The sequence below is a fragment of the Vibrio ziniensis genome (assembly GCF_011064285.1).
GTDB classification, from domain to species: domain Bacteria; phylum Pseudomonadota; class Gammaproteobacteria; order Enterobacterales; family Vibrionaceae; genus Vibrio; species Vibrio ziniensis.
Map to the genome: position 1 here is coordinate 801,523 of NZ_CP049332.1, position 12,768 is coordinate 814,290.

Genomic DNA, 12,768 nt, shown 5'->3' on the forward strand with positions numbered 1-12,768 from the left:
CTTAAGTTGTGCGGTGGTTTGTTGCAGTAGGAAGAATTATGGAAAAGTTTAATGCGGTGATAGATTTTCTATTCGCGCACAAAATGTTGTTAACCTTGCTAATTTTGTTTGTTGTATGGCTGGTGCGCCGATTAGTTCTTTCACATATTCGTGGTGATGTCGCTTTTATCACAGAGAAGCAAAGAAAATGGATGTCTCGGACTAAGAATGGCGCGTTCACAGTTGCAGTGATTGGTCTTTTTATGCTTTGGCAGTCAGAAATCAGTCAGTTTGCTTTGTCTGTTACTGCAATTGCTGTTGCTATCGTAGTGGCTTCAAAAGAGATCATTTTGTGTTTTACAGGTTCGATTCAGCGTGCCAGCTCACGTTCATTCCGAATTGGTGACTGGATTGAAGTGGGTTCTATCAGTGGCGAAGTTATTGAACACAATATGATGGCAACGGTTATTCAAGAAATCGCCCTGCAGAAAGCTCATTATCACTACACTGGCAAGACAGCAACGTTGCCTAACAGTATGTTTTTCATTCATCCGGTTAAAAACCTGAATTTTATGAAGCGCTATGTGTTTCATGATATTACGATCGTAGTTCCCGATTTCGTTAACTTGTTTCCACTGGTTCCTCAAATTCACGAGCGAATTGAAGTGCATTTTGCGCATTTCATGGATGTGGCGCGTCGCTATAACAGTGTTATCGAGAAGCATGCAGGAGTAGATTTGCCGGGTGCAGACCCACATGTTGAAATCACCAGTACTGCAGCTGGCGAGCAAGTTGTGCACATCAAAATATTTTGTCCAACAGATAAGGCGACTCATCTGGAACAACTAATAAGAAAAGATTTCATGGAGTTATATGAAGATAAATTCCCGAAAGCGGTTTCGGAAACTCAAGTGTAATTGCCGGAAAGTGTATTTGAAAGAAAGGTCTGTAGTTACAGACCTTTTCAATAATATGGAATAATCATTCAGAGCTATTCAGGCAGGTTTTGTAGTACTTCAAACGCAACTTCATGACTTCCCATATCACCTTCAACAAACAGTGATTGTCCGGTGATCATCACAGATAGATCTGCAGTTCGAGACGGGGATGCGGACAGAGTATCAATCGCTTCAGGATTGAAACGTACGATTTCAACTGGCAGGTAGCTAAACTTGCCTTTGTTCTGGTTCCACCAAATATCGGAACGTGTTTGGTAGGTATAAACCTTTACTACATCAGCGATACGTGTAGCTTTTTTGACACGATCAACATCAGGCTCGCCAAGCTCAATCCAAACTTCTGAGCGACCTTGCAGATTTTGTTGCCAAATATCAGGTTCTGTTGCCGTTGAAATACCTTTAGTAAATTGCAAATCCGGGTGGGCGTTTAAGCAAAATGACATGATTCGAGCCATCATGCGTTCATTGGTTTCCGAAGGATGCAAAGCAACCGTCAAATTTAGCGAATCATAATAGTCACGATTCAAATCCGTTAAGGCAATTCGAAATTTATAAATAGTGGGTTTAAGAGCCATATTTTTATTGTCTATCCATTAAATCAGGGTAAGCACGGCTGAAATGTTCGTGTGCATTGTGTTACTTGCGAACAGTATAAAGTAAGTGGTTGAGTTAGCGAGTACTTTTCTTGCAGTGTATGGTGCGTTTCATTCTTCCAACTCAAGTGTGGATGTGACTTAGTTCAAAATATTGGTGTTAAATATCGCTCAAGTTTGACGTCAAACAATAGTTAACCAAACCTTATGGTTCGTTAATGTTTTTTGCTCAACGTCATAAAGAAGGGAATTAGAATGAAATATACAGCCATACTTACAACAGCGGCTCTACTTACTTTATCCGGTTGTCAATCGACTAAATCACCAGAAGAAGAGGCTATGTTATCTAACCTCTGCATGACGGGTGATTCTGCAGACCAAATGATATCAATGGAAACATTTAACGAAGCCGTGATGCAATGCGGTGGCTATGAAATTTTTACTGAGGATATGTTGTCAGACAAGAAATTTAGCTTTTCGTTTTCTGATAGTGGTGCACGTGAACTAACCTTCAGCTCTGATGGAAGTGTCAAATACTATAAAGCTAAGAAAGGCACGACAGAAGCGCTGAAATGGGTAATTACGGATAAAGGCAATCTAGTCTTGACATGGGATGACGGCTATAAATGGGAATGGGTTTTAATGTCTGAGAAGAGCAACGTTATGGCTATCAAAACATTTGCCTGGGCTGCTGATGGCTCTGATAAAGAAATCATAACGTTGGTAGCCGTGTCTTCAGCTATTTAATTAGCTAGATACTGCTTTAAGAAAGGGGGGATGCTTTTTATTCCTCGAAACAAAAGAGCCAGCAAAAGCTGGCTCTTAAAGCATGATTAGCGAATAAAATTAGATAACTTTAATGCTTTCAGCTTGTGGGCCTTTTTGGCCTTGAGTTACAACGAACTCAACTTTTTGGCCTTCAGCTAGAGTGCGGAAACCTTCGCTTTGAATTGCGCTGAAGTGTGCGAAAACGTCAGGACCGTTTTCTTGCTTAATGAAACCAAAACCTTTTGTTTCGTTGAACCATTTAACGGTACCAGTAACAGGTGTAGACATATTGAGTATCCTAAAACATATTTCTTTAAAGCCGATTAGGGCGCTTATAGCGTGGAAAAATAAATTGCTATTGCGTACGACACGACGGGGGAGTTACGAGTAATCCAACGAAACAATGTGTAAACAAAGAACTTCTTTCTAGCTAAGCTTGAGTCTAGGCAATTGAATTAACTTGTCAATCGGATCTTGATGTCAGTCGAAGCAGTGAAACAAGTTTCAATCATTTTTTTGCACTAAGCACCATTTATTTGTCATCCGAACTCACATGAATGATTAATGGAATGTTATCGACTAGATGATGTGATTGACACTTTTTATATTCGGCGCAGAATACGCGTAATTTTTATAGGAGAGCGTGATGAAAAAATCATTATCAACATCTCTTTCAAACGAAGTTATTGAGACTGAATTTGGACGGGGTGTAATTAAAGACAACGCATTGAAAGCTGTTGTAACAAGTCGATTATTTAGACAACAAGTTGAGAAAGCGAAAAAAGGAAAAGGAAGTTTCAGTCGTAAAATGAAACATAAGGGACAAGAGCCCTATTCAAAAGCCGCTTAATTGCTGATTTTGAATAGGGCTCTTTCTTTACCTAACTGTTGTATAACTACCTATTTTATCTCTCTATTTTCGGCGAGTAGATGGAATATGCCGTAATTTGCCCAGCCACAATGGCTGAAAACATAAATAGGGCAGATAAGCCAATACTTGGAATGGGTAATATAGATTGCTCAAACACCGATTGGCTCGCACTGATCAAGACTCGGCTTCCTGGAACCAGAATGATGATGCCTTGTACAATGTAAATGGAGCCAGTTAGTTCCATCTTCTTTGCCAGCCAAGTACCGTACAAGGTAATAAGGACAGTTGTTATCCACGTCCCAACAACCCAACCCGCATCAAAACCAAGATAAAATGGTCCCCACATCCCCAATACAGCGACAGGCAGACCTAATAGGATGTCTTTTGGTCTCGCGTTGAAAATGACTCCGATAGAGACAGATAGAAGGAATAAGCCAAAGATATGCAGTAGCAGTGGTACCTCATTTTTATAGGTTGTAGCCACCGCTTGCCCCCAAATCGCCTCTCCTATGTTTAGTCCTATGACTATACCAACAAAGAGTTTAATAAGCGTTAATGCACTCTGACCGAGCAAACTAGTACCAGAAACTAAATCATTAAAAGCCAAGCACTCAAGGGAGTTTGCAATGGATAACCCGGGCACAAATAAAATTACTGCGGCGACACATAGCGCCCATACCGGAATCGGTAATCCTGTACTGGCTAAAAATGCTACAAATATACCTGTTAGCATTGAAGCAAGAAATTCGGCTGCTATTGCTCTTCTTGAATGGCAAATCAATTGGCTTAACCAAACGATGAGCCCTAAAACTACCGATATTGCTACAGCTTCAAGAGTGCTTCCTACTAGCATTAAATAAGCTGGAGGGATTCCCATGTTGGCTAAAGCAATCACCCAATTTGCATATCCAACGGGCTCTGGCAGTGGCTCACTACTTGGACGATTAATTCTGATAATAGTGTTGGCTAGCAGGCTAAGGTTAATCGACGCTGGCTTATGGCGTTTCATTACCACCGCGTTATTGTCATCAGGAAATTGATAATTGATGGCCGTAGGCGTTGCTTGGATCATAACATCGACACCGTGTTTTTTTGCGTAATACTGGGTGTATTTTTCGACTTTATACGGTGCACATCCACTACGGTGAAGTGTGTCGCCAATTTCTACAATTTTGTTAATTCTGTGTTGAGACAACATGGTTTTTGAAGGCTGGGATGAAAGTGGCGTAAAGGTAGCAGAGCGGCGCTAAATTGGCGAGTGGATAGTGAGTTTTGGTTGTGAAAATATACATAAAGTTTCTATTTAAGAGTATTTAATTGGCGTGAGTTATAAGTATCCAGGCTTTTACTCTGATGACGAATAGTGAAATATTAAATTAAGCGTAATTGTTACATTTTGAAATACTTTATTTGAAAATATTTTTGGTTAATTATATGTTAATTATTGAGCGATTGTTCATCCTATTTCTCGCAATTTCTTGTCCTTATCCTCGCTATATAGAATGTGCATTTAACGACTAATTAACAATTCAACCAATTGTTTAATAAGTATAAGTTTTGTTGATTTTCTGACCTTGAAATAAATATATGTTGAGCGAAAATAATTAAAAATAAATTACCAAAATTGAAAGGATTCATTGCTGTCACTTAATGAGGTAGGCATGTTATGAAACTATTGTTGATACTAATGACGTCACTTTCTGCTGGCGTTGCTTCTGCAGCTCATATTCATTCATTTCTATTAGGCATGTCTGTTGCTTCACTTGCTGTAGGCAGTTGCTATTGGTTTGCATTTAGAAGTACTCGAGTACCTGAACTGGCAGTTTTCTTGCTGGTATGTGGTTTGCTTTCTAAGCTGGCTGTTACCGTAATTGGTGTTATGTGGGGCTTATCTGCTGAGTTGATCACTTCACCACTTGTTTTCGCACTCTCTTACTTGTTTTTCTCGATTACTGTTACCTATTTGTGGTTCAGCTACAGAGAGAGTATTACAGAGTTGCCGAAGATCGTACGTAACCGTATGGCTCATTTGTAACACACAAACAATAAGACATATAGAAAGGGGCCCTAAGGCCCCTTTTTGCTGCCTGACGTACGACTATAGTCCTAAAGTAGCGGGCATCATTTACTTATATACTTAATTGTAAATGACGTACAAAGGGACTGTTATGGACATTGCATTGTTTTGGATAGAAAAAAGCATCTTAGTGGCTGGAATCATCTTTGTTTTGACCAGTGTTACGCAATATGGTCGCCGTAGCCATGATTGGAAGGGCGTCATCACTATGTTTTATAAGCGTGTTCCTATGTCCATTTCCGAATACAAGTGGTATAGATTGGGCATAGCCCTACTAGTCTGTGCGGTTCTATTACGTATTATAGTGCTTACTCTTTGGCCGTAATCTCTAAAGTAATCAATAACTAGTTATCTACTTTTATCCCAAATTAGATATTTGGGTATACACTTTAGAGAGTCCTAACAAATTAAAGGGAAGGTGATGATATGTCGTTTCCTGTACTCATCTGTGATGACTCAGCGCTTGCACGAAAACAGATGGCGCGTTCCCTCCCTGCGACTCTAAATGCAAACATAACATTTGCAGAGCATGGACTAGAAGCACTGCAAATTTTGCAACAGCAAACATTTAAGCTCATGTTTTTAGATCTAACTATGCCGGAGCTAGATGGTTTCGGAACGTTAGAAGAAATAAAGAGCAGAGGTATCTCAACACCTGTTGTTGTTGTATCTGGTGATATTCAGCCTAAAGCGAAAGAACGTGTAATGGCTTTGGGTGCTAAGGCATTCATTCAAAAACCTATTGATGTCAATGTACTCAAAGAAGTGTTGAGAACGCTTATTGAGCCTGCTTCGTTACCCAAAATCGTCACACCTGTTTCGTTTGAACTACCAGCACTTCGCCGACGCGATATATATATGGAAGTTGCGAACGTGGCTATTGGTCGAGCCGCGGATGCCCTCGCAAGACACTTTGATGTTTTTGTTCATCTTCCATTACCAAATGTGAACATTTTTGAAGTTACCGAGCTTCATATGGCACTTCGTGACCTTGCTGATAACGTACACGTTTCCGGGGTATGTCAAGGATTCAGTGGTGAGGGTATTGCTGGTGAAGCTTTAGTACTGCTTAGTGATACCAGTGTTTCCGATCTAAAAAAACTAATGAAAGTACCTGCGGAAAGTGAGGACCTTGAGGAGTTGGAGCTACTGATGGATGTCTCCAATATTTTGGTGGGTTCATTTCTCAATGGTTTAGGTGCACAAGCTGAAGTTCGCTTTTTCCAAAGTTCTCCAGTACTTCTAGGCCAACATATCACCATCGATTCCGTGATTGACTCAACAGCTGGTTCGTTTAGTAAAACGATGACCTTTGAAGTTAGCTATACAATTGAAGACACTTCGATTCGCTGTGACCTATTATTTATGTTTGTGGACGAGTCATTACCATTACTCGATAGCAAACTAGCATACTTGATGGAGGATTTTTAATGTTGTCTCTTCCTGCAGAATTTGAACAGTTTCATTGGATGGTCGACATGGTACAAAATGTCGATATGGGATTGATCGTGATCGATCGTGATTTCAATGTCCAAGTCTGGAACGGTTTCATGACCCACCACAGCGGAAAAATGGCTCAGGAAGTGATTGGAAAATCTTTGTTTGACGTTTTTCCAGAAATACCACAAGAGTGGTTTCGTCTTAAAACCAAACCAGTGTACGACTTAGGCTGCCGAAGTTTTATTACTTGGCAGCAACGTCCATACTTGTTTAAATGTCGCAACGTTCGTCCTGTGACACAGCAAGCTGATTTTATGTATCAAAACATAACATTAAACCCGATGCGTACGCCAACAGGTGCTGTTAATTCATTGTTTCTTTCTATCCAAGATTCAACTGCAGAAGCCCTAGTGGTTTTGAAAGCAAATAAAGCTTAGAACAAGTTTAAATTGTCTAGATTGAGATATTTCAGATTTGGGTTAGCAAAGAGGAATTACTATGCCTTTACCCAGCGTTTTTTATACAGCACAACAAGTAAAACAAGGTGAGCTTTTAGCTGCAAAATCAACTGGGCTAGAAATGTTCAGTTTGATGGAAAGAGCTGGCCAAGCGGCTTTCACCATAGCCTTCGCTCAGTACCCAGGTACACATCATTGGCTAGTTTGTTGCGGTGGCGGTAATAACGGTGGGGACGGTTATATTGTCGCTTGTTTAGCGAAATCTATGGGGGTTCAGGTTACAGTTTGGCAACATGGTGATCCTGAAAACCTAAAGGGCGATGCACTGTCAGCTTATTATCATTGGTTGGATCATGGAGGTGAGGTTTATCCTTTCGATGATGCTATTCCAGACGATATAGACCTCATAATCGATGGCTTGCTTGGTACAGGGCTAACGGGAACTGTTCGTGAACGTATTCAGGACATGATCCAATTGATTAACACTAGTAATGTACCAGTTGTAGCTATCGATGTCCCTTCTGGGTTATGTGCTAATACAGGTGCAGTGCTTGGTGTAGCCGTTAAAGCAAATCATACAATAAGCTTTATTGGACTAAAGCAAGGACTAGTGACAGGACAAGCTCGAAATTATGTCGGTCAACTGCATTTTGCAGGATTAGGTATTGAAGAAAGTTTCGAGCAGCAAAATGAGCCGACTCTAAGGTCTATCTCTCCTAAAACCATAAAGTCGATGCTCTCCCAGAGAGAAGCCTGTGCTCATAAAGGTATGTACGGTAAAGCACTCTTAGTAGGTGGTAATGAAGGCATGGGGGGGGCCGTAATACTTGCCGCCCAAGCGTGTGCTCGAGTTGGATGTGGTTTAACTGCTTCACTGCTACACCCATCTAATGTTTCATCCATCTTGGTATCGATACCTGAAGTGATGAGTGCCAGTTGGGATGATGAACAGCGAATTAAGCAAAGACTAGATTGGAGCAGCGTAGTCGCTATTGGGCCTGGGCTTGGTAGAGATTCAAAAGCAGAACGGATTTTCTGTCACATTCAAGATCTTCCAGTAAAGAAAGTTGTTGATGCTGATGCCTTATATTTTCTCGCACGAAACCCAAATACAGATGATTATCGAATTATCACACCGCATCCAGCAGAGGCGGCAAGGCTACTCGGTGTGGATGTTAGCGCTATTGAATCAGACCGATTCAAAGCTATAAAAGAGCTTCAGAATAAGTACGGTGGTATTGTGGTATTAAAAGGTGCAGGAACGTTAGTCAGTGATGGCAAAGAAACTTATGTATGCTTGGCTGGTAATCCAGGCATGGCAACTGGTGGAATGGGAGATGTGTTGACAGGTGTCATTACCTCAATTCTTGCGCAAGGTTTAAGCTGCTTTGACGCTGCTAAATTGGGAGTCATCATTCACAGTAAAGCAGCTGATTTGAATGCAAAAGAAAAGGGTGAACGGGGAATGTTAGCCAGCGATTTGCTTTGTCACTTGCGCAGTTTGGTTAATTAGCTTGTTTGGTTACTTAGTTCACAAGCTAAATCGAGCTCCTAAAGTAAAAGAAGTCGCCGAATATTCGTTCTGCAAATCCTGAAATTTGAGCTCAACACTTAATTCTAGTTTTTCAACGTACATAGGTTGCATTGTTGCACCAATACCGATGTATGGATTGATACCTGAGTAATCTTGGCTTAGCTCGGGGCTAAAACTGGTATTGCTTTCCTCTAAATTGGTCTGTCCAAGACCGCCTTTAGCATACACGCTAGTATAACTATTGATTGGCTGTTCAATTCGAGCTCCTGCAAAGAAACTGCGATATTTGACCAGCAGTGGTTCGCCATCATTATCAAAAAATGTAGCGCCGTTAGAAATAGTGTCGGTATAACCGAAGTCAACGCCCACATAAGGAGATAAATAATAACTGTAACCGAGAGTAGTAGTCCATGCGCTCTCAGTCGAGTTGCTATTTTCTATATTGTTATAACCACTATTGGCATAAAATTGATGTCGAGATATTGCTGCTAGAGTAGGTAAAGCTAAAAATAAAAGGAATAAACCAACACTAGTCTGCCCTAAATATTTCATCTTTTTCTCCACTGCACTCAGTAACAAAAGCTCTTGTGTCTCTATGGGGTCAGATACTCTATTATGATTTTGATTGAATATTGTTGTCTGTTTGTTTCCCAAAAGTTCAAATACAAAACTTTATAAAATATTAGCAATTTGTTTTTATCTTTACTCGCAGCAAAAAGCTGTGATCTAAATTTGATCGGGTGAAAAATGAACGAAAGTTAAGATTGAAGTGTCCTGGTTTTAAGTGAACTAATTCACATAGTTTCAATTCAATGTTGTAGTTCAACGATGGCACAAACGTTTGCCAAAAGAAGAAGATTTGTTGATGGTTAAGCTAATTTATTGATATGTAAGATTTTGAAGAGGTTTAACTTGATAAGGAAGGAAATGTCTATCCGAAGGATATGAAATCTTCGCTAGGATAACATAAAAAAAATACAAATATCAGACTTGTAGGAAAGAAATCACAACCTATAATGCTGAAAACCGGAGCGTCTGCCAACGCTCCGGTTTTTTTGTGTCCGAAAAGTGATTACGTCTGCCAACGTGCTCACTACACACTCTGTAAAAAGAGACACAAACTGTGAATTAATCAAGGAATTACACAATGCGTATCGAACAAGAACTTAAGTTAGGTTTCAAAGATGTACTGTTTCGCCCGAAACGTTCAACTCTTAAAAGTCGATCTCAAGTAAATTTAACCCGCGAGTTTACCTTCAAGCACAGTGGTCGTCAATGGTCTGGAGTACCTGTCATCGCTGCAAACATGGACTCTGTAGGCAGCTTTAAAATGGCCGAGGCTTTAGCAAAACACAATGTCATGACTGCTATTCATAAACACTATAGTGTCGAGCAGTGGGCTGAGTTTGTGCAAAGCGCGGCCGCTGATACGTTGAAAAACGTTATGGTATCTACAGGGACCTCTGATAATGACTTTCAAAAGACTAAAGACATTATGGCGATGAGCGAAGAGATAATTTTCATCTGTATAGATATTGCTAACGGTTATTCAGAGCACCTAGTCGATTACGTACAAAAAGTACGAGTTGCTTTCCCAAATAAAGTGATTGTTGCTGGTAATGTTGTAACTGGTGATATGGTGGAAGAGCTGATTCTCGCGGGTGCAGATATCGTGAAAGTCGGTATTGGTCCGGGTTCTGTTTGTACAACACGAGTGAAAACAGGTGTTGGCTACCCACAGCTTTCTGCCATTATTGAGTGTGCAGATGCTGCCCACGGCCTTGGTGGTCGTATTATCGGCGACGGTGGATGTACTTGTCCGGGTGATGTAGCTAAAGCTTTCGGTGGCGGTGCTGATTTCGTTATGCTTGGCGGCATGTTAGCTGGTCACGAAGAAGCTGGTGGTGAGCTAGTCGAGAAGAACGGAGAGACCTTCATGAAATTCTATGGCATGTCATCTAAGAGCGCCATGGACAAGCACTCTGGTGGTGTTGCTGGTTACCGCGCAGCTGAAGGAAAAACCGTATTAATTCCATTCCGTGGTCCTGTTGAAAATACCATTCAAGATGTTCTTGGTGGCGTGCGTTCAACGTGTACATATGTAGGTGCAGCCTCGCTTAAAGAGCTAACGAAGCGCACTACGTTCATCCGCGTACAAGAGCAAGAGAACAACGTTTACGGTAAAGAGTAAAATTCCAACTCTTCGGGAAATGTTGTTGAAACAACCAGATATTTACAACCATATATTGATATTTGGTACAACCATAATTTGATATTGCCTCTTCATAGTCTAGACTTATGTAAGTTTACGACAAAATCGTGAAGAGGCAATATTATGTCTGCTCTGCCTTCCCCTTCTATTTCCACTCTAATTGCACTTGAAAGTGCATTTGTTACTCCTGCTCGAAACTGACTACTACGACAATATGCTGTGGTGATATTTCTAAGTGTATTGAGCGTTTAACTATCGCCTAGAAGCTATAACTGTGCTTTAGGTCACTTACAAATCCAACTGAAAACCTCTTCCATTATTGTGATCAACCTATCTATTACGACCTATGTTCTAGGGCATTTAAACTGTTAGCCCACAGTTTGCAAGGTTGGTCATTTAGAGATGCAACATCCGTTATTACGGTATTTAGTTGATGTTTTTATGATTTGGCAGACGAGATTACTACCGAGTCTTTCGATTCGGTAACAATAAACAGTTATAACAACTTAGTGAAACGGTCGAAATTATGAACATTGATACAACTAAAATGCAGGATAGCTTAATGGCTATTATGCAGAAAATTGGGCAAAACAGATATTTGCAATCCATTATGAGAGGCATGATGATGGTGTTGCCTGCAACCATCATGAGTTCTTTCGCAACCCTGCTAAAAGTACTACCAATACAGGCTTACCAAGATTTTATCTTGAAACATAATCTGGCTCAGTTCTTTGATATCCCGATTAACTTCACCAACAACTTCCTAGCGGTTCTTGTCGCCTTTTCTGTTGCTTACACTCTTGCAAAAAGCTTCGATGTTGATGGATTCACCGCAGGTCTGATATCTATGATATCGTTCTTCATTCTTACACCTTACGAACTGGGTGAGATGGGACCACTGGGGCAAGCGTACTCCATTCCGAACACATGGCTGGGTGCTATGGGCTTGTTTACCGGTATCATGGTGGCGTTTATTTCCGCGCGGACGTTCGTTTGGATCACCAAGAAAGGGTTGATTATTCGTATGCCAGACGGTGTACCTGAATTTATCTCTAAATCGTTCTCAGCTCTTGTTCCTGGTTTAGTTATCTTAACTTCTTTCACAGTACTGTCTGCGACTATCACCATCAATGAGCTGGGGAGTGTACACCAAATTATATACGGTATTATTCAGGCTCCACTAACGGATCTTGGTGCTGGTATCGGCTCGGTAATTATCGTTTCACTTGTTGCACAAACGCTGTGGTTCTTCGGTTTACACGGTCATGCAATCACTCTGGGTATTGTTGCTCCAATTTGGTTTGCAATGGATGCAGCTCAGCTAGCAGCATTTTCAGCGGGTGCACCAACACCAAACATTACTGGTTTTGCGTTCTTTATGACTTATACCGCGGGTGACTTGCTACCTCTTGCATTCATGCTTGCGTTTATGGCTAGAAGCCAGCGTTACAAAACATTGGGTCGCATCTCACTACCGCCAGCAGTGTTTACCATTGGTGAACCAATGGCATACGGTGTGCCACTAGTAATGAACTTTGCGCTTGCTATACCGTACATTCTGCTTAACTCAGTTCTTCTTGCTGCCGCTTACTACTTAACGTTGGCCGGTGTTCTTCCTGCTGTTGCGGGTGTGATGACCCCTGCTGGTATGCCAGTTATTGTATCGGGCTTTATGCAGGGTAGTTGGAAGATTGCAGCATTCCAGTTCGTTGCTCTGTTTATCCGCTTTGCTGGCTGGTACTTCTTCTTCAAGATTGCAGATCGCATTGCTTTTGCTGAAGAGACAGAAGAGGAGCGACAAGCTCTGATTGCAGAACAGAAACGTGCTCGTGAGCAATTAGAATCAGAACCATCATCAGAAGTGAGCGCATAAGCTT

Annotated in this window: 14 protein-coding genes; 10 read left to right on the plus strand and 4 right to left on the minus strand. The window is 41.0% G+C overall.

What is annotated here, in order from left to right; translation table 11 throughout:
• Positions 1 to 38 precede the first annotated feature (38 nt).
• Entirely contained in the window at positions 39 to 896 is an 858-nt protein-coding gene (locus tag G5S32_RS18575; protein WP_165313646.1) for a mechanosensitive ion channel family protein, read from the plus strand.
• A 74-nt stretch (positions 897 to 970) separates the two neighbouring features.
• Here G5S32_RS18575 and G5S32_RS18580 read toward each other — a convergent pair whose 3' ends face one another.
• Entirely contained in the window at positions 971 to 1,513 is a 543-nt protein-coding gene (locus G5S32_RS18580) for a YaeQ family protein (protein ID WP_165313647.1), read from the minus strand.
• 273 nt (positions 1,514 to 1,786) lie between these two features.
• Between G5S32_RS18580 and G5S32_RS18585 the strand changes: the two genes are divergently transcribed.
• Positions 1,787 to 2,278 (plus strand): hypothetical protein, encoded by a 492-nt coding sequence (locus G5S32_RS18585; protein WP_165313648.1) that lies wholly within the window; start codon positions 1,787 to 1,789, stop codon positions 2,276 to 2,278.
• A gap of 99 nt (positions 2,279 to 2,377) precedes the next feature.
• On the opposite strand, the gene G5S32_RS18590 is transcribed toward G5S32_RS18585, so the two are convergent.
• Positions 2,378 to 2,587: a cold-shock protein gene (locus tag G5S32_RS18590; protein ID WP_042481129.1), complete on the minus strand. Its 210-nt coding sequence runs from the start codon at positions 2,585 to 2,587 to the stop codon at positions 2,378 to 2,380.
• Positions 2,588 to 2,945: 358 nt separating this feature from the next.
• On the opposite strand from G5S32_RS18590, the gene G5S32_RS18595 reads away from it, so the two are divergent.
• Positions 2,946 to 3,149 carry an alternative ribosome-rescue factor A gene (locus G5S32_RS18595; RefSeq protein ID WP_165313649.1) on the plus strand — a complete coding sequence of 68 codons (204 nt, stop codon included), beginning with the start codon at positions 2,946 to 2,948 and terminating at the stop codon, positions 3,147 to 3,149.
• Positions 3,150 to 3,204: 55 nt separating this feature from the next.
• On the opposite strand, the gene G5S32_RS18600 is transcribed toward G5S32_RS18595, so the two are convergent.
• Complete coding sequence (locus G5S32_RS18600; protein ID WP_165313650.1) at positions 3,205 to 4,368, minus strand: threonine/serine exporter family protein; 1,164 nt, start codon at positions 4,366 to 4,368, stop codon at positions 3,205 to 3,207.
• 468 nt (positions 4,369 to 4,836) lie between these two features.
• Here G5S32_RS18600 and G5S32_RS18605 point away from each other — a divergent pair, with 468 nt between their 5' ends.
• From G5S32_RS18605 to G5S32_RS18625, 5 genes are all read left to right on the plus strand, one after another.
• The gene (locus tag G5S32_RS18605) at positions 4,837 to 5,205 is read left to right on the plus strand and encodes an NADH:ubiquinone oxidoreductase (RefSeq protein WP_165313651.1); all 369 of its coding nucleotides are present in this window, start codon (positions 4,837 to 4,839) and stop codon (positions 5,203 to 5,205) included.
• A gap of 133 nt (positions 5,206 to 5,338) precedes the next feature.
• Positions 5,339 to 5,572 carry a hypothetical protein gene (locus G5S32_RS18610; RefSeq protein ID WP_165313652.1) on the plus strand — a complete coding sequence of 78 codons (234 nt, stop codon included), beginning with the start codon at positions 5,339 to 5,341 and terminating at the stop codon, positions 5,570 to 5,572.
• 101 nt (positions 5,573 to 5,673) lie between these two features.
• The gene (locus tag G5S32_RS18615) at positions 5,674 to 6,678 is read left to right on the plus strand and encodes a response regulator (RefSeq protein WP_165313653.1); all 1,005 of its coding nucleotides are present in this window, start codon (positions 5,674 to 5,676) and stop codon (positions 6,676 to 6,678) included.
• Positions 6,678 to 7,124 (plus strand): PAS domain-containing protein, encoded by a 447-nt coding sequence (locus tag G5S32_RS18620; RefSeq protein ID WP_165313654.1) that lies wholly within the window; start codon positions 6,678 to 6,680, stop codon positions 7,122 to 7,124. Before G5S32_RS18615 ends, G5S32_RS18620 begins: the two co-directional genes overlap by 1 nt.
• A 61-nt stretch (positions 7,125 to 7,185) precedes the next feature.
• Positions 7,186 to 8,658 carry an NAD(P)H-hydrate dehydratase gene (locus G5S32_RS18625; protein WP_165313655.1) on the plus strand — a complete coding sequence of 491 codons (1,473 nt, stop codon included), beginning with the start codon at positions 7,186 to 7,188 and terminating at the stop codon, positions 8,656 to 8,658.
• An 18-nt stretch (positions 8,659 to 8,676) separates the two neighbouring features.
• On the opposite strand, the gene G5S32_RS18630 is transcribed toward G5S32_RS18625, so the two are convergent.
• Positions 8,677 to 9,231 carry a porin family protein gene (locus tag G5S32_RS18630; RefSeq protein WP_165313656.1) on the minus strand — a complete coding sequence of 185 codons (555 nt, stop codon included), beginning with the start codon at positions 9,229 to 9,231 and terminating at the stop codon, positions 8,677 to 8,679.
• A gap of 595 nt (positions 9,232 to 9,826) precedes the next feature.
• On the opposite strand from G5S32_RS18630, the gene G5S32_RS18635 reads away from it, so the two are divergent.
• A complete protein-coding gene (locus tag G5S32_RS18635) occupies positions 9,827 to 10,870 on the plus strand; it encodes a GMP reductase (protein ID WP_165313657.1) in 1,044 nt (347 codons plus the stop codon).
• Between the two features lie 547 nt (positions 10,871 to 11,417).
• A complete protein-coding gene (locus G5S32_RS18640) occupies positions 11,418 to 12,764 on the plus strand; it encodes a PTS sugar transporter subunit IIC (RefSeq protein WP_207621635.1) in 1,347 nt (448 codons plus the stop codon).
• Positions 12,765 to 12,768 lie beyond the last annotated feature (4 nt).